Source organism: Flavobacterium hauense, assembly GCF_054457175.1.
In genome coordinates, this window is the sequence record NZ_JBTKVX010000003.1 from 81,262 (window position 1) to 106,221 (window position 24,960).

Annotated in this window: 21 protein-coding genes; 6 read left to right on the plus strand and 15 right to left on the minus strand. The window is 39.4% G+C overall.

Annotated features, from left to right (window positions below; genetic code table 11):
• The first annotated feature begins 24 nt into the window (after nucleotides 1–24).
• From ACX0HA_RS02620 to ACX0HA_RS02635, 4 genes are all read left to right on the plus strand, one after another.
• Complete coding sequence (locus ACX0HA_RS02620) at nucleotides 25–726, plus strand: hypothetical protein (protein WP_458843719.1); 702 nt, start codon at nucleotides 25–27, stop codon at nucleotides 724–726.
• Nucleotides 727–798: 72 nt separating this feature from the next.
• Nucleotides 799–1,365 carry a hypothetical protein gene (locus ACX0HA_RS02625; protein WP_458843720.1) on the plus strand — a complete coding sequence of 189 codons (567 nt, stop codon included), beginning with the start codon at nucleotides 799–801 and terminating at the stop codon, nucleotides 1,363–1,365.
• 388 nt (nucleotides 1,366–1,753) lie between these two features.
• Nucleotides 1,754–2,425, plus strand: a complete 672-nt coding sequence (locus ACX0HA_RS02630) for an ATP-binding cassette domain-containing protein (RefSeq protein WP_458843721.1) — start codon at nucleotides 1,754–1,756, stop codon at nucleotides 2,423–2,425.
• A 63-nt stretch (nucleotides 2,426–2,488) separates the two neighbouring features.
• On the plus strand, nucleotides 2,489–3,088 hold the full coding sequence (locus ACX0HA_RS02635; RefSeq protein WP_458843722.1) for a hypothetical protein: 600 nt from the start codon (nucleotides 2,489–2,491) through the stop codon (nucleotides 3,086–3,088).
• A gap of 59 nt (nucleotides 3,089–3,147) precedes the next feature.
• On the opposite strand, the gene ACX0HA_RS02640 is transcribed toward ACX0HA_RS02635, so the two are convergent.
• From ACX0HA_RS02640 to ACX0HA_RS02685, 10 genes are all read right to left on the minus strand, one after another.
• Nucleotides 3,148–3,576, minus strand: a complete 429-nt coding sequence (locus ACX0HA_RS02640; protein ID WP_458843723.1) for a protease complex subunit PrcB family protein — start codon at nucleotides 3,574–3,576, stop codon at nucleotides 3,148–3,150.
• Nucleotides 3,577–3,646: 70 nt separating this feature from the next.
• Nucleotides 3,647–4,783: an N-acetyl-alpha-D-glucosaminyl L-malate synthase BshA gene (gene bshA, locus ACX0HA_RS02645; RefSeq protein WP_458843724.1), complete on the minus strand. Its 1,137-nt coding sequence runs from the start codon at nucleotides 4,781–4,783 to the stop codon at nucleotides 3,647–3,649.
• Between the two features lie 94 nt (nucleotides 4,784–4,877).
• Nucleotides 4,878–5,333 carry a DUF1801 domain-containing protein gene (locus tag ACX0HA_RS02650; protein ID WP_458843725.1) on the minus strand — a complete coding sequence of 152 codons (456 nt, stop codon included), beginning with the start codon at nucleotides 5,331–5,333 and terminating at the stop codon, nucleotides 4,878–4,880.
• A 68-nt stretch (nucleotides 5,334–5,401) separates the two neighbouring features.
• A complete protein-coding gene (locus ACX0HA_RS02655; RefSeq protein WP_458843726.1) occupies nucleotides 5,402–8,308 on the minus strand; it encodes a glycoside hydrolase family 3 N-terminal domain-containing protein in 2,907 nt (968 codons plus the stop codon).
• Between the two features lie 85 nt (nucleotides 8,309–8,393).
• A complete protein-coding gene (locus ACX0HA_RS02660) occupies nucleotides 8,394–8,876 on the minus strand; it encodes an ABC transporter ATPase (RefSeq protein ID WP_458843727.1) in 483 nt (160 codons plus the stop codon).
• A 2-nt stretch (nucleotides 8,877–8,878) separates the two neighbouring features.
• Nucleotides 8,879–9,670, minus strand: coding sequence for a (Fe-S)-binding protein (locus ACX0HA_RS02665; RefSeq protein WP_458843728.1), 792 nt, complete (start codon nucleotides 9,668–9,670; stop codon nucleotides 8,879–8,881).
• Between the two features lie 8 nt (nucleotides 9,671–9,678).
• On the minus strand, nucleotides 9,679–10,125 hold the full coding sequence (locus ACX0HA_RS02670) for an LNS2 domain-containing protein (RefSeq protein WP_458843729.1): 447 nt from the start codon (nucleotides 10,123–10,125) through the stop codon (nucleotides 9,679–9,681).
• Nucleotides 10,125–11,456, minus strand: a complete 1,332-nt coding sequence (locus tag ACX0HA_RS02675; RefSeq protein ID WP_458843730.1) for a 4Fe-4S dicluster domain-containing protein — start codon at nucleotides 11,454–11,456, stop codon at nucleotides 10,125–10,127. The genes ACX0HA_RS02670 and ACX0HA_RS02675 overlap by 1 nt, the downstream gene beginning before the upstream one ends.
• Nucleotides 11,457–11,486: 30 nt before the next feature.
• On the minus strand, nucleotides 11,487–12,443 hold the full coding sequence (locus tag ACX0HA_RS02680; RefSeq protein ID WP_458843731.1) for an MlaD family protein: 957 nt from the start codon (nucleotides 12,441–12,443) through the stop codon (nucleotides 11,487–11,489).
• A gap of 72 nt (nucleotides 12,444–12,515) precedes the next feature.
• Nucleotides 12,516–13,655 (minus strand): N-acetylmuramoyl-L-alanine amidase family protein, encoded by a 1,140-nt coding sequence (locus tag ACX0HA_RS02685; protein ID WP_458843732.1) that lies wholly within the window; start codon nucleotides 13,653–13,655, stop codon nucleotides 12,516–12,518.
• Nucleotides 13,656–13,789: 134 nt separating this feature from the next.
• On the opposite strand from ACX0HA_RS02685, the gene ACX0HA_RS02690 reads away from it, so the two are divergent.
• Together ACX0HA_RS02690 and ACX0HA_RS02695 are read left to right on the plus strand one after the other, a co-directional pair.
• Nucleotides 13,790–16,495, plus strand: a complete 2,706-nt coding sequence (locus ACX0HA_RS02690; RefSeq protein WP_458843733.1) for a putative LPS assembly protein LptD — start codon at nucleotides 13,790–13,792, stop codon at nucleotides 16,493–16,495.
• A gap of 22 nt (nucleotides 16,496–16,517) precedes the next feature.
• Nucleotides 16,518–16,898 (plus strand): RidA family protein, encoded by a 381-nt coding sequence (locus tag ACX0HA_RS02695; RefSeq protein ID WP_458843734.1) that lies wholly within the window; start codon nucleotides 16,518–16,520, stop codon nucleotides 16,896–16,898.
• Here the strand turns inward: ACX0HA_RS02695 and ACX0HA_RS02700 are convergent.
• The 5 genes from ACX0HA_RS02700 to ACX0HA_RS02720 form a co-directional block, all read right to left on the minus strand.
• Complete coding sequence (locus ACX0HA_RS02700) at nucleotides 16,879–17,253, minus strand: methylglyoxal synthase (RefSeq protein ID WP_458843735.1); 375 nt, start codon at nucleotides 17,251–17,253, stop codon at nucleotides 16,879–16,881. The genes ACX0HA_RS02695 and ACX0HA_RS02700 overlap by 20 nt on opposite strands.
• Nucleotides 17,254–17,257: 4 nt before the next feature.
• Nucleotides 17,258–18,109, minus strand: a complete 852-nt coding sequence (locus ACX0HA_RS02705; RefSeq protein WP_458843736.1) for a BadF/BadG/BcrA/BcrD ATPase family protein — start codon at nucleotides 18,107–18,109, stop codon at nucleotides 17,258–17,260.
• Between the two features lie 152 nt (nucleotides 18,110–18,261).
• A complete protein-coding gene (gene gap, locus ACX0HA_RS02710; RefSeq protein ID WP_458843737.1) occupies nucleotides 18,262–19,263 on the minus strand; it encodes a type I glyceraldehyde-3-phosphate dehydrogenase in 1,002 nt (333 codons plus the stop codon).
• Nucleotides 19,264–19,313: 50 nt separating this feature from the next.
• Nucleotides 19,314–20,300 carry a 6-phosphofructokinase gene (gene pfkA, locus ACX0HA_RS02715; RefSeq protein ID WP_458843738.1) on the minus strand — a complete coding sequence of 329 codons (987 nt, stop codon included), beginning with the start codon at nucleotides 20,298–20,300 and terminating at the stop codon, nucleotides 19,314–19,316.
• 208 nt (nucleotides 20,301–20,508) lie between these two features.
• Nucleotides 20,509–24,945 (minus strand): translocation/assembly module TamB domain-containing protein, encoded by a 4,437-nt coding sequence (locus tag ACX0HA_RS02720; protein WP_458843739.1) that lies wholly within the window; start codon nucleotides 24,943–24,945, stop codon nucleotides 20,509–20,511.
• Nucleotides 24,946–24,960 lie beyond the last annotated feature (15 nt).

Consider the following 24,960-nt stretch of genomic DNA (forward strand, 5'->3'; position numbering starts at 1 on the left):
TGTTAACAATCAAAAACCAACACCATGAAACGATTAGCTTTTATTATCCTGATGACGTCCTTACTACTCTGTTCATGCTCAAAAAAAGAGAATTTACAGCCTGAAAAGAAAACACAGGACACTATAGTAGTAAGAGATGAACAGAAGGATGATTATTATGCTAAAATCATAGAGTATCGCCTGGTTATTGCAGAAGATACTTCTAAAACCGGAATAGTTTTTTTCCAGAATAAACAAGGAAAACTACACTTAGGTTTGGGGTTAGGTATGGCAAGCCAGAAAAGAAAATATATAGAAAACAAACCTTATCGTTTACGATATTTGGAGGTTAAAAAACTTATGCAGGAAGCAGCGAAAGATTTTGACACGAAGTCTCTTGAAGATGTAGGCATTGGATTTCTAATAGAAACAGGTGACCTCGCAATTGATGTTTCGCGCAACTATTATAAAAAATATGGCAATACTGGAAGAATCACCTGGGTTCAGATTGGACCAAAAAAAAGAGAAGAAATCTATGAAATACTGATAACGTCGCGTGCCGGCCAGGATCTTAACTCACTTCTGACTCCTTTCGGAAAAAAAATTGACAAGGTTACCCGCGCTGAACAACTTCAGTTTCTACCTAAAGAGGCTATAAATTATTATACAACTTATGAAACTGAAGCATCACAAATACCCGAATTCATTATGGATGCAGGATTAGATTTTAGTGTTGTTGATAAATAGCACTGACTTTGAGATCATTCATTTTTTAAATCAGCATATTTAAATTATTTTCGCCTTCTCAAATTGAATCTTATGAAATACCTGATAATAGCCTTTATACTTGTTACCAATATGGCTTGGGCACAAAAAAAGCCGACTGCTAAAACCAAAAAGCCTGCAACTACAGCCAAACCCGTTGCGCAGAAGCAGCCTACCGAATGGGACGAGCTGGACAAAACCTTCGTTGCCTTTATTAAGACACTGGAAAACCAGGACAAAACAGCTTTTGACAACATAGCACTGGTACAGGTAGATTGCGCCGAATGCCCGGGAAGTGGCGAACAAGGTGATGTAACCCATTTTGTACCTTCTGACGTATTCTATATTACCGTAGCGGCAGATTTCAAAGTTTCTCCTGTTTATAAAGCACTTACAAAAAGAGGTTATGCTTTCAACAGCATGGTACTAAAAGATTTCAAGCCATCGTTCATACCAAAAGACGGGACAGGATCTAAAGACCTTAAAGTATATGAAGTATGGGTTCCAACCTATAAACCGGATGAATTATCAAAAGGGCATCCGGGATCAAGCCATGCTTTCCAGTTTGTGAAAGTTCACGGGGAGTTCAGGTTCTTTGGCCTTACATCTCAGATATTATAAAATAAGCCGGTTTAACACCGGTTTTTTTTATGCCAACACAATACTTTTACAGATTAAACTTACGTTTATTAAGAATCAATTGATACTTTTGATTTATGGCACAACTCAACATAAGAGCCTTTTGGGAATATTACCGCGTAACAACGGCCATAAATTTGGTATTCTCAATAATAATGGCTTTTTTCTCCCAAAAGGCATTTTGGTTTCCAATACTGTTCGCCTCTTTTGGAATCGGAGTTGGGATTTTATTTTTCAACTATTATTATAAGAAACAGTATTATTTTTACCATAATCTAGGGTACACCCGAAGGCAGCTCGCCCTGAACACTTTTTTTGTTAACCTGCCAATCGTAGCGATACTGCTGGCCATAATCCAGCTATTCTGATTATGCAGCAACTTTCAATTAACGAATTAACAAAGAACTTCAATACAAAATCTGTTTTGGATAGCATTGCTTTGGAATGCCGCACAGGAGATATAGTAGGAATCTTTGGCCGTAACGGAAGCGGAAAATCGACACTGCTGAAGATACTTTTCGGAACCATGAAAGCCGACAGGATTCGAATAAGGATAAATGAGAAACCCATCGAACCTGAAGAGATCATTCCTCAGCAACAAATCGCCTATCTCCCCCAGGATTCATTTCTGCCAAAGAGCATTAAGGTCCGTGACATCGTAGCATTGTACTTTACCAATGGCGATATACAGGACAAGATATTATATGATCCCTTGGTTACCCGAATGGCAAATACCAAAGCAGGTAACCTTTCGTTAGGTGAAATCCGTTATTTTGAGCTGATGCTTATCGGTACGCTCCCCCACCCCTTTATAATGCTCGATGAACCTTTCTCAATGGTAGAACCGTTATACAGGGAAAAGATCAAGGAAAAACTGTTAAGTCTCAAAACGACCAAAGGAATCATCATGACTGATCATTATTATAACGACATTCTGGAAACAGCTACCAATTGCCTCCTTCTAAAAAACGGACGATTGATACCGGTTTCCAATGTTGATGATTTGGCGGAATATGGTTATCTTTCAGCATCAAACCAGTAGAATAAAAAAAACTATTATATTTTTCATCACCCTTTTGACTTTCATTAACGCAAAATGTCTATTATGAAAAGGCTTATATTTATAATTTACCTGCTTGCTATGGTAGCCTGTAAAAAGGAACCGAAACATGAACGTTCTGTTTTTTATACATTCGAAGCATTAAGGGAGCATCTGAAAAAACAACCCAATCCTGATAATATCCCCCTTCCAATTGCATTACATGAGTACTATTCTATTCACAATTTCATAGTAGATTCAATTGGAAATCTATATTATTTCCAACATGATATACCCTTGCTTCCGGGATGTGGTACCGGATATGATGAAGATAGTTATCCTGCTAAATTTATCAATCTTAAACCGGAAGAACTCATAAAGATTTCATCATCAGAGATTGAACTATTTATAAAAAGTAAAGTCTTAAACGACACTGTTTATGGTAACCAGAAGATTCTTTTTATTGGTAGCGAAAAAGACACTTTTCAATCCCCCGACTTTTCAAAAGTTATTGGAATTTTGGATAATGATGACAGGACTTTATTATTAAGACGCATAACCCAAGAAGAAAGCGAAGTCTTAAATCATAAAAAAAAGAAAATTCCATACGATTATCATTTGATCAAATGGCATTCTGCCAGAACAACTTTCAAAAAGCATTATTAAAAAGAAAAGCCCCAAACTACTAAGTAATTCGGGGCTTGATATATTTTCAGTATAACTATTTACTCCACTACCACCTTATCGGTTTTAGCTACAACAACAATGCAATAAGGCGCAGTAAGTGCCATGGTAGCCATACCTTCCGGTTTTGTCTCAACCGTGCTGATGATAGCAGTGTTATCCTCAATAGTCACTTTCCTTACTCCAATGCTGTAACCGCCAGAATTCTTTTGGCCCATGAACAAGGCTATTACATTATTTTGGGAGAAGTCAATGGTTGGGACATTTGTCCAGCCCAGTTCTTTATAAAGCTTTACCAGCTCATCGTGCGATTTGATAACCACAGTAGATTTCTGGTCACGGCCTCCGTACGAATCCTGCTTCAGTATCTCAAAGGCAACGGCAGCGTCTACCTTTATATTATTTACCACATTAATACTACAACTTGTAATTATTACAAGCATTAGGCAAAACGTAATTACTTTTTTCATAAGGTTTGATTTAATGATTTATAACATCATTACATTTTTTATGCCACTTTCATTTATAGGCAGATTTTTCTTATTTACTGTGCATTTTAAGTGCCTTGCGATATAGTCTTTCATACATCGGCATCACGTTTTGTATGTCAAATTCCTGGGCAACCTTAAGTGCATTCTCTTTGAATTCAAGCAGAACCTTATCGTCAGACAAAATAGAAATCGCTTTTTGCGCCATACCTTCTACATCGCCAACATCGCCAAGATAACCCGAAAAACCTTCTTTATTCACTTCAGGAAGACCTCCGGTATTACTCGAAATTACAGGCACACCGCTGGCCATAGCCTCAAGTGCCGCAAGTCCAAAGCTCTCCGTTTCAGATGGCAGCAGGAACAAATCAGAGAAGCATAATATCTTACCTATTTCGTTGCTGTTCCCGAAGAAAATAACCTTATCGGAAATACCCAACTGTTCGCAAAGCTCTTCTGCAGGGCCTTTTTCAGGGCCATCACCTACCATCATCAGTTTCGCAGGCATTACCTTTTGTATCTCGTTGAATATTTTTATCACATCAGGAATGCGCTTCACTTTCCGGAAGTTACTGATATGCGTAACTATCTTCTGAGTTTCTGTCGCCATCAGTGAACGGTGGCATTCCGAATTGGCATCAAGGCGATTTTTGTCTATCTCAATGAAGTTAGGAATAACCTCAATTTCCCTTTTAATATCAAACAAACGGTAAGTAGCGTCCTTAAGATCCTGTGATACTGAAGTAACAATATCAGAATGGTTGATACTGAAACTCACTGCCGGCTTGTAAAACGGATGATTGCCTACAAGCGTAATATCGGTACCATGAAGTGTAGTAACCATTGGTATCCTGATACCCTGTTCTTTCAGCATCTTTTTAGCCATATAGCCTGCATAAGCATGCGGAATAGCATAATGAACATGCAGCAGCTCTATATTGTACAGTTTTACCATATCTACCAGCTTACTGGACAATGCCAGCTCGTAAGGCTGATAATGGAAAAGCGGATATTCCGGCACGTGTACTTCGTGGTAATGGATGTTTGGATTAAGGAGTGCGAGCCTGACCGGCTGGCTATAGGTAATAAAGTGTATTTCGTGACCTCTGCGTGCGAGTTCCAACCCTAATTCTGTGGCTACAACACCGCTACCTCCAAAGGTTGGGTAACATACTATTGCAATTTTCATAAAGTGATGTAATAAAGTAACGAAATTACATAAAAAAAACAGGCAAAGCCTGTTTTTAGTCTAAATTAACCGTAATAGTTATCTGTCAAATATTTTAACGCTTTAGGTTCTTTTCATAAAGCAAAATCCACTGTTCGGGGGTCATTTTCGCAACCAATTGACCAATCAGCTCAAAGGGTATCGCTTCGGGTTTCTTGAAACGGATACAGCTCTTGCCCATATCAAGCTTATACTTGCTATGATTAGGAAACTCAGCAACAAACCAGTCGTATAAATCCTTATCGGCATATACGCCCATATGGTATAACGCAATAAAGTTCTTTTGGGAAGCGATACCCAAAAATGGAAGCGGCTGTTTAGGGTCGCAATGGTATCCCTGCGGATACATACTGTGCGGTACCGACCATCCTAACATACCATAACCAACACCTTCACTAAAACCTTTCGGTAGGTTAGCAACAATGGCTTCACGTAATTTCATCATGGGTGCTTTTCTTTCTTCAGGAATAGCCTCCATGTATTGATCTGCTGTATCTACTTTATATTGCATAACTAATTGTTTGGTTGTCTGTTGATAATGAGCTTCAAATAAAAAAATCTACACATCAACAAATAAACTTACTCTATAATAGCTTCCTGAATTGCCTTCTGGATATCTTCCCTGATATTTTCTTTAGACAGCTTGTTATCTCCTGCTTCAGGATATGTACGGTTAGACAGGAATATATATACAATTTCTGTTTCAGGATCAGCCCACGCCATGGTTCCGGTAAAGCCGGTATGTCCAAAGCTCGATTTCGAAACGCAGCCACATGTAGGTCCGGATTTCTCAATCTGCGGCTTATCAAAGCCAAGTCCTCTCCTGTTTCCTTCTTTACAATTATAACAGGTATTGAATGTGTCGAACGTCTGTGCAGAGAAATATTGTTTTCCTCCATAATTACCTTTCTGAAGATACATTTGCATGATCTTGGCAACATCCATTGAATTCGAGAACAATCCCGCGTGGCCGGCAACACCATCTTCCATAGCGGCAGCCATATCGTGCACATACCCCTGAATCTCGGTATATCGGAAATAATTATCTATCTCTGTTGGAGGTATGTTACACATATCCCAACGACGCAGCGGATTGTATGACGTATAGGCAGCACCCAGCGGCCTGTAGAAATTATCATACGCCAGTACATCAAGCGGTTTGCCTGTTTTTTTTTCCAGATATTCTTTTAAAAGGATAAATGAAAAGTCGCTGTATTTGTATTCTTTTTTCTTAAGCAGTTTACTGTCAGCAATACGGGCTACAATAGTGTCCTGATATCCTTTTATAAGGAACAGGTTCTCGGTTACCTGATTAGGGAATTCAGGGCTATAGGAGTTTTTGTACAACAGAGAATCCGGCTGCTTACTGCTGTTTAATGTTTCCTGGTAAAATGGCATCCATGGCTGGAAACGCGCCTGGTGCAGCAACATATCTTTTAATGTAATGTGTTTCTTATCGGTATGATTCGCAAAAACAGGCAACATATCGCCTAACTCCGAATCAAGCTTTACCTCTCCTTTATCATATAGCTGCATTATATTTGGCAGTGTCGATAAGACTTTCGTTAGCGACGCAACATCATAAATATCAGAATTCTTAACCTTCACATCATTGGCATACGTGTGATAACCAAATGACTTTTGATAAATTACTTTACCCTTTCGCGCAACAAGCACCTGAAGTCCCGGTGTCATCTTTTCGGAGATGGCTCTCTGGGCAATCATATCAATTTTACTAAGCTTCGCCGAACTCATAGCTACGTTTTCAGGCGTTGTAAAACCCAGTCGGTTAGTCGTTTTGGTATACAGGCCGTCATTAAGTTTAAATGAAGAAGCAATAGTTACCGGCAGCTTACCTTTTGAGCCTACAGCGCCAAAAATAATCTCAGCAGCAACCGTTTGTGCGATTGCATTATTCTGATAAGCAAGGACAACCGTTTTTATGTTGCTAAAGCTCTTTATTGGGTTAAGTGAATAAGGCTTTGCGAAATGAGTGAATATCACGCGTTTGTTCTTAGCAATTGTATCAAGCCACGTGAGCTCTTTAGCTGATAAGTCATGCTTTTTCCATGCTCCGTCAGCTTTATGATATCCCACAATAACAGTCGAAAAATCTTTTAGTTTAGCAGTTAGCAAATGTAGGCTGTCTTCCTGTACCTCTGTAACTTCGGCATACTTCTGTATCGTATTAAGAAACACCGAACCGTCGTCATCACCCAATTTTACGTAAGCGATCTTCTCGTTCTCAAGCGCCATAACCGGTACGGTTTCCTGTTCATTCTTTAATACCGTAACCGCATTTTCATACAATTGATAGTTCAGATCGTCATACTCATGACCATTCAACTCATTGTATAGATTCTTAAGATCAATAGGCTTATAGTGGTTAAGCCCTCCCCTGTATTTGTAAGCCAATATTTTTTTAACCGATAGTTGTAAGCGTTCTTCAGACAAAACACTGTCAGTATAGGCCTGACGGAATTTTTCAATTGCCACGGGTACGTTTTCAGCAAATAGTAACACATCGTTACCCGCAAGGAATGCCTCAAGGTCAATATCACCCGGCTGCATGTAACCACTTGCACCTTTCATGTTAAGTGCATCGGTAAATATAAGCCCTTTAAAACCTAATTCTCCCTGAACAATGTTTGTAACAACATTGTATGACAGCGAAGTAGGATAATTTGGCATAGGCTCAATACTGGGCACATTAAGATGCGCTACCATTATACTTGAAAGCCCTTCACTGAATAATCGTTTGTAAGGGTAAAATTCGACATCATTAAGGCGCTCTTTTGTAAAATTAAGGAATGGTAATGAGTGATGTGAATCAGTGGCTGTATCGCCATGTCCGGGAAAGTGTTTCCCGGTAGCAAATACACCCTGGCTCTGAATACCACGCATAAGTGCCGAAGCCCTTTCTGTCACCATCAGTTTATCTTCACCAAAAGATCGGTTACCGATAATTGGATTTGAAGGATTTGTATTTATATCCAGTACAGGCGCAAAATTAAAATGGATTCCCATTCTTTTTGCCTGTATAGCCATCTGCTGGCCCATTTTTTCGATAAGTTTCATGTCCTGTATAGCACCAAGCGTCATATTCCACGGATAACGATAGGTAGAGTCAAGCCTCATGCTTAATCCCCATTCCGCATCAATACCAATAAACAGAGGCACTTTAGATTTTGCCTGAAAGCGATTGGTTAGCCTCGCCTGCCTTACAGGGCCACCCTGAAAGAAGATAAGCCCGCCAATCTTATAATCAGTAATAAGCTTGTCAACTCCTTTTTCATGTGCAGCGTCTTTGTTAGAATAAGCAGCAACCATAAAAAGCTGGCCAACCCTTTCTTCAAACGACATACCTGTATAAATGCTATCCACCCATTTTCTTTCGGCGTCAGAGCTGTAATCACTAAAAATCTTTGTGTTCTGTGCCGATGCCAACTGAATGGCGAACAGGAAAACTATTACGAAAAACCTCATTAAATATTGTATTTTTTTTAAACAACAAATCATCATTACCTGTTGCTAATGATGATTCTTATAGTGTCTTATGTGAAATTACGTTTTAAAAAAAGCGGCTGTGCCAACTTTCTCCCGCGGGAACTTCCCAAAATTCCTGCCATTCACCAACCGTATTTACCAGATTATTGAAAACTATGGTATTTGCCGATACCGCTTTTTCTTTAGCCATCTTCTTGAAATCGATAAGAGGCTTATAAGCAATGTGATCACCAAGCTTGAAGGTAACATTCATTTTATCCAGCAGGTCTACACCAAATTTTTGCTCCAGTGCCTGTATATATTGTACAGAAGAATCTATAGAGCAGCCTGTAGCAGCCTGAGTGCCCTGATTTATCGCTATAATGATGAATCGGTTATATTTTAACTGGTAAGAAGCCTCAAGACCGGCACCATGTGCTGTCCAGTTCTCCAGAAATTCCTGAAGCGACTTCTCAATTTCGGCAACCTCTTCATCAGAGAATTTCCTGTTAGATTGGTAAATCCAGATTCTGGATTCTTCCGGCAATGTATCAAACGGTACGTACATAATTATAAATCCTTTGCATTGGCAATAAGCTCTGCCACATCCATTACTTTAATATCGTGCTCCCTGTTTTTGGCTTTTACACCATCAGTAAGCATAGTGTTGCAAAACGGGCATCCAGCAGCAATAATATCAGGTTGTGTCTCAAGGGCATCTTCTGTCCTCTCAACATTTACATCTTTATTGCCTTTCTCAGGCTCTTTGAACATTTGGGCACCACCGGCACCACAGCAAAGACCGTTAAGCTTAGAGCGTTTCATCTCTACAAGTTCAGCATCCAGCTTTTCCATAAGGTCACGCGGAGCTTCATATATATTATTCGCACGTCCAAGGTAGCAAGGATCGTGGAAGGTAATTTTTTTTCCTTTAAACTGGCCTCCTTCAATAGTAAGCCTTCCGTCATTAAGTAATGACTTCAGGAATTCGGTATGGTGCACTACTTCATAGTTACCTCCAAGTTCAGGATATTCATTTTTAATGGTATTAAAACAGTGAGGGCATGCAGTCACGATTTTCTTCACCTCGTAAGCATTAAGCACCTCAATGTTAGTCATTGCCTGCATCTGAAATAAAAATTCATTACCGGCTCTTTTCGCAGGATCGCCGGTACAGCTTTCTTCTGTTCCTAAAACGGCAAACGGTACATTGGCACTGTTAAGTATCTTTACAAATGCCTTAGTTATCTTTTTCGCCCTGTCATCAAAGCTTCCGGAACAGCCTACCCAAAACAAAACTTCAGGCTGCTGGCCTGTAGCCATCATATCGGCCATTGTTGGTACTGTAAAATTATCAGTCATAGTATTCATTATTCGTCCTTACCGTCATCAAAAACCTGAATTGTAACTTCTTTATCAACAAGATCGGTAAATTTACCTCTGTAACGGGTCGCTTTCACAAGGTGATTATCAATCCAATGGTAGTTACCCCCTCTTGGCTTGCCCATCACCATCCCATGGTATTTAAACCCATGTTCTTTAAGCCATGCTTCGGTCACTTCCCTATGGGCTTCAGTGCGTGAAGTGAAAAAGAAGATAACATGTCCTTCATCATACCATTTGTTAAGCGTTTCAAGCGCATCCGGATACACTTTGGCCGTAACCATTCTTTCCGGTTCCTCATTCGGTATATCGTCACAAATAGTACCATCAATATCAATAAGGTAATTTTTGATATCTGCTGGTAATACCGGACTTAAATGTTCACCATTCTCAGTAATAGGCTGAAGATTTTTGTCGATGTCTTCCGTTTTCATTATGCTTCGTCTTTCCAGTTTAACCTGTCCATCTGGCTGTATTGCCAAGGGGCACCATTGTTTTCTATATTCGTCATCATACCGTTAAGCTCTACCGGTGCAGCACTCTGTTCCATCACAAGATATCTTCTCATATCCATAATAATAGAAAGCGGGTCAATGTTTACCGGGCAGGCTTCAACACAACCATTACAGGTAGTACAAGCCCAAAGCTCTTCAGGTGTAATATAATCGTTAAGCAGCATCTTACCATCATCAACAAATGTGCCTTTATTTTTATCGATATTCTTTCCTACTTCCTCTAACCTGTCACGCGTTTTCATCATGATGTTACGCGGCGATAATTTCTTGCCTGTAATATTTGCAGGACAAGACTCAGTACAACGCCCGCACTCAGTACAAGTGTACGCGTTCATCAGTTGAACCCAGTTCAGATCCTGAACGTCGCTTGCGCCAAATTTTTCCGGAACAGCGCCTTCTTCCATTGGCGGTGCAGCGGCAAAAGGATCAGCATTAGGATCCATCATCAGTTTTACCTCATTGGTAACCGACTCAAGATTTACAAATTTACCTTTAGGTTTAAGGTTTGCAAAATATGTATTAGGGAAAGCAAGTAAGATGTGAAGGTGCTTAGAGTAGTACAGGTAATTCATAAATACCAATATACCTACTATGTGCATCCACCATGCAGCTCTTTCTATGATAATAACAGTTCCTTCAGACATTCCATCAAATATAGGCGCTATAAAGCCTGATATAGGGAATGCGCCCGCCTGCGCATAATGATGAGCCCCTACTGACTGCAGGTGTCCATCTGCAGCATTCATGGTAAGGAACAATACCATCAGTATTGTTTCGAAATATAGAATGTAATTGGCATCGCTTTTAGGCCATCCGTTCAGATCGCTATGAATAAACCTTTTCAGTTTAATGATATTCCTTCTGATCCAAAATACGACTACCGAGAAAATAACGCCAAAAGCAAGAATCTCAAAAGTACCGATAAGGAAACTGTAAAAGCCGCCCATAAAAGAGAACAGCCTGTGTGTACCAAAGATACCGTCGACAATAATTTCGAGTAGCTCAATATTAATAAGGACAAAGCCAACATAAACCACAATGTGCAATATACCCATTACAGGTTTTCTTACCATTTTTGATTGTCCAAGAGCAATCATGGCCATGTTGCCCCAACGCTCTCCAGGATTATCAAAACGGTCTACATTACGGCCAAGTTTAATGTTGCGGATCAGTTTTTTTACATTGATTGCAAAATAACCAAAGCCAACAGCAAGGATTATAACAAAAAGTATATTATCTATGTAACTCATATAGTAGTGATTGCTATAAAATCGATCGGTCTATTTTTTTTCCTCGACTACTGTTTCGGTGTAGGGCGTAGCTTTTTTACCAAATACAGAGAAATGAACATAACGTTTAGGATTAGCTTTAAAATCAGCTAAAAGTTCTTTCAGCTCTTTAGACGCACCGTTTAAGTTATTATACATAGCGTCGTCCTTCATTAACTTTCCAAGCGTACCTTTCCCTGAGTTAACTTCATTCATAAGATTGTCAACCTTAGCCAGTGAACCCTCAAGGTTCCTTACCGTTTGCGCAATATTTGCTGCATCAATAGAATCTGACAATTTTGCAAAGTTAGCACTTGTACGGTTAAGATTCTTCATTGTAGCATCAATATTACCCCTGTTACCGGCAAGCGTTGCATTAAGTGTACGGGCCGATTTGCTGAATTCCTGCATTGTCACGCTCATTTCAGCTATCGCAAGGCGTAGGTTAGCCTGTGTCTTTGGATCAAGTACGTTTTTAAAACCATTCAAAAGGCTGTCAGCAGTAACAATAGTGGATTCAACCTTTGTTTGTAATGGAGCTAACTTATCTCCTACTGAAGAAAGCATGTCCGGTTTCTCACCACTTTTCAGTTCTCCCCCATCCGCAGCAGGCTGCTGGTTTTTCATATCCGGAACAATAGCTATTTGTTTTCCACCAATAATGCTTGGCTTATACATTACGGCGCTGCTTGTTGATGAAATAGGAAAATCGGTTTTCACCTGCATCTCGATCCTAAGCTTTCCGCTTGTCTGGTCTATAAATGCTATATTGGTAATCTTACCAACAACAAGGCCATTAAGTGTTACGGGAGCCGATGGAGACAGCTCTTCTACGTTATCATAGGTAACGTAATATGTTTTGTAAGAATTAAATAAATCTCTGCCCATTAAAAAGTAATAGCCCCATATAAATAATAATATGGATGATATAACTAAAACTGCGGTCTTAACTTCTCTTGATATTTTCAAAACGGATAATTTTTTAACAAATGTAGGACAATAATTTTACAAAAATGTGAATAATACTTTAAAGGTTGCCTGTTAATTTTTTTTAAGAGCCTCTTCAATTTTTATTCTTTTACCATCCTTAAAAGGAACTATAAATGCCGATGAATAGCCCTTAGCCTTGGCCTCGGCTAATAAAGTTTTTGCCTCGGTGTAACTTGTGGTCTCACCATAAAAATATTTTATCACAGATGATGAAGCATCTTTTGTGATATTTTTAAGACCATTGAAATTAGAAGGTACGAGTTCAAGGCTTTTACCGCTCGCTGCGATCTGCACCTTAAATACAGGCTCATCAGATGACTCAGCCACCGGATTATTCTTCACCGGTTTTTCTTCTCCCTTAGGTTTTGGATCTGCCTTTGTATCCGGTTTTTCAACAGTATCTTTATAATCGTTATTATCAACGACACCTCCTGATACAAAATATTCCCTTTTATAACCTATTATCGCTTTTGCGATAGCTTCAGCAAGCTCATCCTGGCCATCGTCTGAATTAAGATATTCACCTTCCGGTTTGTATGAAAGGAATCCTAATTCAATAAGAATGCTTGGCATGGCCGTTTTATGAAGTACCCAAAACGGTGCTCTCTTCACGCCTCTTTTCTTTCTTTTAAGATCATCGGTGAAATTTTCCTCAATCCTACTGGCAAGATCAATGCTTTGATCCCTGTAAGCTTCCTGCTGAATAGTTATACCAATAATAGACTCAGGAGATTCAGGGTTGAATCCTGCATATTTGACCTTATGGTCTTTTTCAAGATTGATAACACTATTCTCCTTTTTAGCAACCTCTAAGTTGGAAGCGCTCTTAGTGCTGTCGAAAACGAAAGTCTCAGTTCCAAACGCAACTTTGTTCTTTTCACCATTACAGTGAATAGAAACAAAAACATTTGCTTTAGCCTTATTGGCAATATTAGGCCTCTCATCAAGTTCAATAAAAACATCTGTTTTCCTAGTAAAGATCACATCGACCGATGCATCCTTTTCAAGGATTTTTCCAACCTTCAGCGCCACGTTAAGGGCAATGTTTTTTTCTACAAAATCATGATATGTAGCCCCAAAGTCTTTCCCTCCGTGTCCCGGATCAAGAACGACCTTAAATTTAGAGCTGTTTTGTGCCCACGAAAAGCTGCAAAAAGCAATAAATGTAAAAAAAACCAGTTTAAATTTCATGTCCCCTCTCATGTTATATTAGATATTATGCTGCTAATGTTATAATTACATTTAGTGGTTAATTTTGCTAAATTTATTGTAAGTTTGACACTTCGAAAATAAGCCACATTTTTACAAAAATAGTATTAAAACCGTTGCGTACAAACTTATTTCATATCGTTTTATTATCAATTTTCCTAACAACAGGAAGCTTGAAACTTTCAGCACAGGAAACCCGCACAAAAAGCACTCCGGTACCCGCTGAAAAACAGAAGAATACTCTCCCTCTCACTCAAAAGAAGCAGGATTCAATAGATCCCGCTAAAGAGGTTACGGTTTCTGTAGACGATACCATTAAGAAGAAAAAGAACGGCCTTGATGGCATCATCAAACGTACAGCAGAGGACTACGAAAAGGTAGACCAGGTAAAAAAAGAGCTTGAACTTTATAATAAAGCCGAATTATTCTATAAAGATATAGAACTTAAAGCCGGCAAAATTATTATGAAGTATGACAAAGACGAAATCTTTGCCGGAAGGATAAAAGACTCGTTAGGTAATTACAGCCAATATCCTTATTTCAAACAGGGCAATAATGTAGTAGAAGCCGATTCCATTCATTTTAATACCAAGACAAAAAAAGCCAGAATATGGAATTCGCGATCTGACCAGGGTGAATTCAGGATAAAAGGTGAAATCACGAAAAGGGAGAACGACTCGGTATACTATATTAAAGGTGCTCGATTTACAACCTCAAAAAACATTGATAATCCCGAATATTACTTTTATGCCAACAAAATCAAATTTGTACCAGGTAAAAAAGTAGTTGTCGGCCCTACAATAATGTACATTGCCGACGTGCCTACCCCATTGGGAATACCTTTTGCTTTTTTTCCGATGAGCGAAAAAGCAGTTTCAGGTCTTCTCATACCTACATTTGGAGACAACAACCAGCAAGGCTATTATCTACAAAACGGGGGTTATTACTTTGCCCTGAGCGATTATTATGACCTTGCCATAACCGGAGATTATTATACCAACGGTAGCTATGGACTCCGTTTCCAGTCCAGTTATGCCAACAGGTACAAGTATAACGGAAATGTATACATAAGATACGAAAACATAATTAACGGAGAAAGAGGACTTCCGGGCTATCAGCGTGCTAAAAACTATAACATACAGTGGTCACACTCCCAGGATGCTAAAGCTAACCCTAACTCGAGATTTGCCGCACAGGTAAACCTTGGTTCGAGTAAGTATTACCGAAACTCATTGAGCATGGATAATATTGGTTCAACTATGAACAATACCCTGAGTTCATCTGTTACCTACTCAAAAACTTTCCAGACCGTACCGGATGTCAATTTCTCCATAGGAATGACACACAACCAAAATACAAATACCGAAGTTATAAACATGACACTGCCTACATTTCAGGCTAGTGTAGGCAAGATATTTCCTTTTGCTCCGGGCGATGGACCAAAAAAAGGAATTTTTAAAAATATAAACCTTCAGTATAGTGTAAAGGCTGAAAACAGGATTGCTACAACTGATTCCCTTTTCTTTAAAAAAGAAATGTTTGACAATGCCAAAATCGGGATGCAGCAAATTATACCTTTAAGCACCAATTTTAAAGTATTCAAGCATTTTAGTGTCACTGCAAGTTCTACATATCAGGAAAACTGGCTTATGAATACCATAAAAAAAGAATACAATCCCGATACTAAAAAAGATACGATTATAAACCTGAAAGGTTTTGATTCATTCAGGACATATAATTTCTCTTCAGGTGTCGGCACGACCATATATGGTACATATAGCTTTGGCGACAACAAGAAAATACAGGCCATTCGCCATGTAATGCGTCCTAATGTAACCTATACTTACACTCCTAGCTTTGACAGGTATTATGAAACCTACAAGAGTGATGCCACCGGAACCCGTACCAAAGAATATACAAGATTTGAAAACGGTATGTATGGTACCCCAAGCAACAGGGTTTCAAATCTGGTCACCATCGGCGTGAATAATACCATAGAGGCCAAAGTAAGGAATGATGATGAGAATGATCCTGATGCAGAGCCTAAAAAGGTACTGATCCTGAATAACCTTAGCTTCAATACAAGCTATGACATCGCTAAGGACTCAATAAAATGGGCACCTCTGAGGATATCTACAGGAACAAACCTTTTTAAGGAAAAAATGAATATTAATGTTGCCGCTACTTTAGATCCTTATGCAATAGACAAAGAAGGCAGGACCATTGATGTATATAACATTAATAACGGTGGAAGCCTTTTTAGGCTGACAGGTGCCAATTTTACGCTAAACTATGCAATCAGCAGTGAAGACGATAAAGCTGACGGTAAAAATAAGGATAGTCAAACAACCCGTAACGGTGGCCGCGAAGATGATCTTTTTGGCAGGGCTACAAATATGAACGATAGCAGGACCAGCATGTTTGATGATGAAGATGAAGACACAGACATCGAAAAGGACAAAAGCGAAGGCAAGTTCTTTAACGCAAAGCTTCCCTGGGATTTAAGGTTTGCCTATACCCTTACCTATTTTAATAACAACCGTGAGAATAAGATCGTAGGGAATTCCATAATGGTATCGGGTAATCTTGATATCACACCACGTTGGAAAATGGGCTTCTCATCCGGTTACGACTTCGTACAAAAAGGTGTAACATTCACTCAATTGCGATTTGAAAGAGACCTTTTAAGCTGGAGAATGGACTTCAACTGGGTTCCTATTGGGCCTAACTCCTACTGGGGCTTTTTCATAGGTATTAAATCGTCTGTGCTTAGCGATATCAAGTATGACAAACGCCAGATTCCGGACAGGCAGTTACAGTAAAAATATTCAATTCTACATATTCATGAAAAAAATCATCTTTACCGATAAGGCTCCGGCTCCAATCGGCCCATACAGCCAGGCAGTAGCATTTGGCAACATGCTTTATACTTCAGGCCAGATAGCACTACACCCGGAAACAGGCGAGCTTGTTACCTCTGATATCGAAACCGAGACCAAACAGGTTATGGAAAACATGAAAGCGGTACTTGAGGCAGCCGGAACTACATTTGAAAATGTGATCAAGTCAACCATCTTCATTAGCAACATGGATGATTTCGCCAAAATAAACGGTGTTTACGGTGCTTATTTCAACGAAAAAACCGCTCCTGCAAGAGAAACGGTTCAGGTGGCAAAACTGCCTAAAAACGTTAATGTGGAAATCTCTATGATTGTTGCGCTATAGCAATCAGAAATAATTCAGCTGAGGCAGGGTTTGTGGCGATAGGCACACTGTGCACATCACAAACCCTGATCAGCATATTAATATCTGCCTCATGAGCGTGGCTTGCTAAAGGGTCTTTAAAAAAGAACACCATCTTAGTCTTTCCTTCAGCCACCCTCGCAGCAATCTGCGCATCACCTCCTAATGGCCCGGAAAGCATTTTCCTCACCTTAAATCCGGCTTTTTCAGCTTTGCTCCCTGTTGTTCCTGTAGCGATGAGCTTAATATTCTCACTGATGAGTATATCCTTATGTTTGTTGAGGAACTGAACCATTTCGGCTTTCATACCGTCGTGGGCAATGATGGCAACTTCCATTATATTATTTGTTTACTTCATGGTATTCAATAAGTCCGTCAATCGGTCTCCTAAGCACATTTCCAAGTACAAGGCCATTTTTGGTCAGTACTTCAGATAGTTCAGCTTTCAGATAAAAAGCTATAGAGCCTATAAAATGCACAGGCACTTCTTTAGCATTTTCGAATTGGGTAATATAATTATCGACAAATACCTGCATAGCATCAATAATTAGTGCCTTAATAAAGGCATCATCTTTATGCTGGATAAGGAATTTAGCAAATGTAGCAAGGTAAGCATTTGGGTTAGGCTCTTTGTACAGGTTATGCTTGATAACATCCGGGTCAAGATTGTATTCCGATTCAAATTGTTTTGCCAGTTTAGCCGGCATTTTATTGAAATAGTAAGCACGTATAAGATCACGGCCAAAACGGTTTCCGCTGCAGTCATCCATTGCAATATATCCTAACGACTGAACTTTCTGGATCAGCTCTTCTCCGTCAAAATAACTGCAGTTAGATCCTGTACCAAGGATACAGATGATTGCTTTCTCATTATTTGGGTTTGTAGCATACGCTGCTGCATAGGTATCTTCTTTTACGGTAATCTCAGCATTAGGAAAAAACTCCTGAAAGATCTCTTTCATGAATTTTTTCATCCTGTCTGTACCACAACCGGCACCATAAAAATAAAGTGCAGTAACCTCGTTCCTGTTATTATAAATATCAAAACGGGCTTCAAGACGTTCTAAAGCCTCTTTCCTGTCTATAACTTCAGGGCTAAGGCCAAGTGTTTGGGTGTTAAAAAGCTTATTCCCTTCTTCATCAAGTGCAATCCAATCGGCTTTTGTAGCACCACTGTCTACTAATAATTTCATTTTATTTGGGTAAGTTTGAGTTAAGTTTGAGTCTTGTTTACTTATGCAACTACCTTAACAGGTTATATTTGGGTTAATCGAACGTTAAGCAGTTACAGTAAAAAAACAAAGCCCCGCCTTCCTTACAAAAAGCGGGACAAAGTTATAAAATATTATAGAGATGCAATATGCACCGACAAGTCTATAAGTTTGCTTGAATAGCCATACTCATTATCATACCATGAAACGATCTTGAAGAAGGTAGAGTTAAGCCCGATACCTGCTTTAGCGTCTATAATGCTCGTTCTTGAGTCTGACACGAAATCCTGAGAAACAACATCATCTTCAGTAAATCCAAGAATACCTTTAAGATTAGTCTCTGATTCTTTTTTAAGAACTGCCATGATCTCCTCATAAGTAGTTTCCTTTGCTACTTTTACAGTAAGGTCAACTACAGATACATCAACTGTAGGAACGCGGAAAGACATTCCTGTTAGTTTTCCGTTAAGCTCAGGAATTACTTTACCTACTGCTTTTGCAGCACCTGTTGATGATGGAATAATATTTATGCTTGCAGCACGTCCGCCTCTCCAGTCTTTTCTTGAAGGGCCGTCGGCTGTCATTTGAGTAGACGTTGTAGCGTGTACTGTTGTCATAAGCCCTTCTACGATACCAAAGTTGTCATTGATAACTTTAGCCAGGGGAGCAAGACAGTTAGTAGTACAAGAAGCGTTAGAAACGATAGTATCTGCTGCTGTAGCTTTCTCATGGTTAACACCCATTACAAACATTGGAGCGTCAGCTGAAGGGGCAGAGATAATAACTTTTTTAGCACCACCAGTAATGTGAGCCTGCGCTGTCTCTATAGTTGTGAATATACCTGTACATTCTGCAACTACATCTACACCTACTTCATCCCACTTAAGGATTTTAGGGTCTTTTTCAGCAGTTACCCTTATATGTCTGCCGTTTACATAAAGCTGTCCGTCTTTAACTTCAACAGTTCCTGCAAAACGTCCGTGTACTGAATCATATTTTAACAGGTAGGCCAAATGGTCTACATCAAGAAGGTCATTAATTGCTACTACTTCAACATTGTCCCTGTTGAAGGTTTCGCGGAACACGATGCGGCCAATACGACCGAAACCGTTGATTCCTAATTTAACTTTTGTCATTGTGAATAGATGTTTTTTGTTGTTTTTGAATAGAATATTGTGAATAGAATTTATATCGAAACGATGTCTGATACTCTTATTAGTTCTTTGTCCACTTGTGATTTGCCTTTTACAGCCTGCTCGAGCGGAACGAGCACTATTTCGTCTCTTATAAGGCCGGCCATATAATTTGACTCTCCTGCCAAAAGACTCTCCACAGCCTTAACACCAAGCCTGCTTGCAAGCACCCTGTCAAAACAAGATGGTGCACCACCACGCTGCATGTGGCCTAATATTGATACACGCACGTCATATTCAGGCATGTTTTCTTCTACATAATCTTTAAGCTCAAATGCATTCTTGCCTATTTTATCACCTTCGGCAATAACTACGATACTTGAAGATTTACCTGATGCCTTACTCTTGCGAAGTGAATCAAGCAGCCTGTCAAGCCCCATATCCTCTTCAGGAATAAGGATTTCTTCAGCTCCGGCACCAATACCTGCATTAAGCGCAATATGTCCTGCATCGCGCCCCATAACCTCTATAAAGAAAAGCCTGTTGTGCGAACTTGCCGTATCACGGATCTTATCGATAACCTCAACAACCGTGTTAAGGGCAGTATCATAGCCTAAAGTATGGCTGGTTCCATAGATATCGTTATCAATGGTACCGGGGATACCTATAATTGGAAAATTGAATTCTTTATTGAATATAAGGCCTCCGGTAAAGCTACCGTTACCGCCTATTACTACTAAGGCATTAATTTCGTTTTTCTTTAAGTTTTCGTGAGCTTTCATACGTCCTTCGGCTGTCATGAATTCTTTAGACCTTGCCGATTTAAGGATGGTTCCACCTTTGTTTATGATATTGTTAACGCTGCGGGGGCCCATCTCTTTGAAGTCGCCTTCTATCATACCCTGATAACCTCTGTAGATACCTGCACATTCTATGTTATGATATGCACATGTACGCACTACAGCCCTGATAGCGGCATTCATTCCGGGTGAATCCCCTCCTGAAGTAAGCACGCCTATTTTTTTTATGTTAACTGACATTTTTTAGTATTTGATTGTAAAATTAATAATTTAATATGATTTATTTATTCGATTTTGCATTCCATTATCAAATCTGCAACATTTCAAACGTTTTCGTTAATAAGTTTTTCTTAAATATGTCTTAAATAAACTTAAAAAGCAGGTAATTTCTAAGTGAAATACCTGCTTTTTTTAATTATGTAAAATTTTATCTGCTTTTAATTATGAATTATTCCACTTCAGGAATCCTTTCCGGCTCCTTTTGTGGGGTATTCGTTTTTTTCTTATTCCTGTTCTCCATAAACTTGATATATTCAGGCGAAAGGTCAGAATCGGGTATCTGGTCGCTGTCACTGCCAACTTCCTTATCTTTTTCGCCCGCAAATATTTTTCGCCATAATTCATGAAGCGTATCAAAGTCAAGCTCATAAGTAAGCCCGACTCCCTGTGTATAGTTAATACCTTCTCCAAGGAAGTTAATATCGTTCTCACGGTTGAAAACCCTACCCTTAAAAGTATTATCATCGTTAAGCCTTATCTGCGCCTCTACGTTACCCACAATCTGGGATTGATTCACCCCTCCTATAGGTACACCCACCTGCCCGTTTATTGAAATCCTGTCATTTATTTGCGATGAAACCGTCAATCCAACCTGAGAATTCGTTTCCACATATGGGTTCTTAGTGGCATTCGTATAGTTGAAACCAATATTTACTTTAGCATCATCTCCATCTTCAGAGAAAACATCATTTAACAGGCTGCTGGCACGTTCGAACAGGTTACCTGCCACAGCAGAGCCGGCATCCATGCTGTTAGGGCTCACGAAACTTCCGGTAGAAAGCAACGATAATGCCTGGTTTTGCCTTGCATTCATATCGCTCAGCCTGTATTCCAAATCTGATTTTAGTACCGAACTAACACCGGGGAAATTAATAAGGAAATCGGGTTCAGGATTAGTCAGGTTACCGGTAAGTACAATTACAACCTCAACAGGTATATTCCTGTTGAAGGTCGGCGCTTCCAGTAATACCGAAGGATTCGCCCTCGTAGCATATACAGCCTCGAGGTTCAGCCTGGCACGTTTAGGGTCACCCTCCCAGTTTATAGTTCCTCCTGGTCTTACCGTGAACTTTTTATCTAATACGCCCCCATATTTAAAGTTGTAAGTTCCTTTACGTACTATGTAGTCACCCGTCATATTGAACTTCCCGAGCGTATTGATCTCTAATAAAAGAGTACCATCTCCTATGGATGTAAGGCTGTGTCCGGTATTTTTATCAATAATAACTTCAAGCTTGGCATCAGGTGTAATATCAACATCGAATTGCATTTCAAGCCCTTTAAAGGTTTTTGACTTATCTTCTGTAACTAGACCTTTACGCCTGTCTGATTCTTCTTTAGGACTAAGGAAATCTATAAATGCCGCACTGTTCCCTGTCGCACCCGTATTGTTTATAGGTATCTTGATATCCGTTCCGGGAGCAGATTTCGCATCGACTTTAATAAACAGTGCATTTACAGGGCCATCTATAGTAGCGCTACCTTTTATAAAAGCCGTACCGTAGTACAATGCTTCATCAGAATCCTCTGTATCCAGTACCAATATCCTGTCAGATTCAACACTTATATTATCAAGCTCCCAGTCTTTAAAGAACTTATGTTTAACATCTCCCTTGAGTATTCCCTTTGTTTTGTATTTGGTATCAGTAAGTTCTATATGTGCAAAAGATATCTTCTTTTCAGAGATGGTAACCATTGCATTTTCCTCAAAATTATAGTCGGTATTGAGGTAACCCACGTTCAGCCCTGCCTTCTTAAGGTACATGATACCGTTAATTTCGGGATTCTTCACATTGCCAACAATCGCTGCCCTACCCGAAGCTTTACCCCTAATCTCTTTGAATACCGACTTAAGGAATACCTGCAGTGGACTGATGTCAAAATCACTAAAATTAGCATCGAGCGAAAGCAGGGTTTGCTTATCTATAATTTCTATTGCCCCACGTGCATTGAAGGTTTCGTTGTCGTTTCTTGAAAGCGTAGTGTTAACGTTGAATTTCCTGAACGACTTGTCTCCGGTTACCTGAAGGCTAAGATCACCAAGATCAAACTTGTTTATTTTTAGCGTATCGATAGTTAACGAAGACGCCGGCTGGAATTCCTGCTTATTCTGTTTTAAGCTGACTTCCCCATTAAGCCTTCCGCCAAAACTAAGACTATCGAGTGATGGAGTGATCTTGTGGAGGTCGACATCGGCAAATGTAAGCTTCAGGTCTTTGTAATCTTTCCCTTTAAGAATACCTGCCAGTTCCACTTTTTGGTTATTGTGCGACATCGTAAGCTTATCAACTTCAAAATCAGTAAGCTTTTTATTGAAAACGATCTTGTTTTCTTCTGTATCATTCTCATTGATATACCACAGGTAATTCTTGAAATTAACCTCTGATTTCTTGAAGCCAACCACCGATTTATTATCCTTATCGATAGTATGGTAAAGGTTTAGATTAAAATAGTCTTTCGCCTCTTTTCCTCCTTTGAACTCAGAACGCAGGTAAAGTGTATCGTTCTTGGTAACATTCACAATCTTGAAATCCGATATCTTATAATTCTTCATGCGAATGGTATCCATGCTCACATAGGCATTATACAGGGGATTCCGGTTATTTACATCAATTTCTATATTATCGAACTCATTATTGAATGCCGTTATAATAGGCGAATCAAAAGACATGACAAATTCACCCTTATCGGCATTGATACGGCCTTTGAGCACGGTATTATCCCCTACAACTATATCGGGATTGATAATCTCAACTATCTTATTGTAAATGGTAAAGTTGAAATCAAAATACTGTCCTTTCTTAACCTTATGCGGCAAATAGTTAGTATAGAGGCTTCCCAAAGCATTCTCAACCAACTTAGGCACCTCCTTAATATCATACAGACCTGATATCTGGCCCTCGATTATATCTTTAGAATCAAGCGTTACCGTTCTTACATTATTTTCATCATAAGATGCCTCTACCGTAAAGTCATCAAAGAAATAACTGTCCTTACTGTTCTGGTAAGAAAGGCTGTTGATATGAAGGGTTCCTGCCAGGGTATTAATACTATTTCCGCTGGCATTAGCAACAATGTTACCTTTAAATACAGACAGTGTATCCTTCTTCATGAAATTAAGCAGATGAAGGTCGGCATAGTCAATCTGTGCATTGAAATCGTATTTGTTTCGGTTCTTACTCAAATCAAGCAAGCCGTCAAACGACATTCTCAGATTAGGATCATTACTGTTTACAACACCATTAAAATAAGGCCACTTAAATTTACCGTCAACAGCAATTTTCTTGTAGTTATACTTATTGACTACAAATTGGGCAATATCTCCTTTAACACTTGTGTTGAGGGATTTTTTATTGAAGCCCTGCCCATCAACATCAATGTGAAGTGTGGCAAGCCCAAACATCTTATTATCAATCACTCCGCCCACGTTGAAGCCTTCAAGATCGATCGTACCTAAATATTTAGCTGTGTCCGGCTTGTTATAGTCTTCAACAGAGAGATTGGCCGTAGCTTCTCCCAGCTCCGACATTATGTAAAGATTTGTCGAAAGGTCTTTTTTGGTAAGAACTACATCTCCCACAAGATCTATACGCCCAAACTTTTCAAGAATGACAGGTAAGCTTTTACCTAAGATCCTTGGCATTATGTTCTTCAGATTACTGTAGTTTGAGGTAACCCTGTCAAAATTCCCGTTCATGTAAAAGCCCGGTCCCTGCTTATCGAACAGATGCCTGAAATTTATCGAACCAATGATCTCTGAGTCTTTATTATCCAGCAATTTAAGGTCATGCAGAACAAAATCATTCATAGGGCCTGTAAGCCTTGTAGAAAGATAAAACTTTTGGTTTGGACCAAATTCATTATAGAAATAGTTCAGTTCGTTAGACGATACTGTAGCCCTGTCTATCTTGAAGTCAAATTCGACACGATTGATAAAATCTTTCATGTCGTTCTTGCCATACGTAAGCTTTACCGCACCCTTTAGGGCCGATTCGCTGGTTACCAGCTCAAGTTCATCAAGCTTTATATTAGTTTTGGAATAGGTAAATTTAGCTTTAAGGTTCTCGACAAAAAGCTTTCTGTGATCGAGTAGTGAGAGTTTTTTTATATCGGCAGTTACATCGCTCCCTTTGATATAAAAATCACCTAATTCGCCATTAAGTTTTTTAAAATCGAGTATACGTGGCGTTACAGCATTCTCATTAGTAAGACGGAATCGTCCGTTAGTAACATACAGGTTGTCAGTCTTTAACCTGAATTTACCGCTACCGGGCTTTCCATTATCAAAGCGTTTCACAAAAACATCAAGGTTTGATGTTTTTTCGCCTTTATAGGTTTTCATGTGAAAATTCAGCTTATCGGCCCTTATGGACCCAAACCTCAGCTTACTGTCAAGAAATCCCCGGGCATTAAGAATATTAGTCTGCAGCCTGTTTGCAGAAACAAGCGTATCTTTGTGATGGTCAAGTATCAGTACGCCTTTGAGTTTGACACCACCAAATACCGATACTGCGATCTTCTCGATTTGAATGTTGGTACCAAAGTCTTCATTAAGCTTGTCGGTAGCGTAGTGGGCAATCTTTGTTTGTACAAATGGTAAAGACAATGCAATACCCAACAG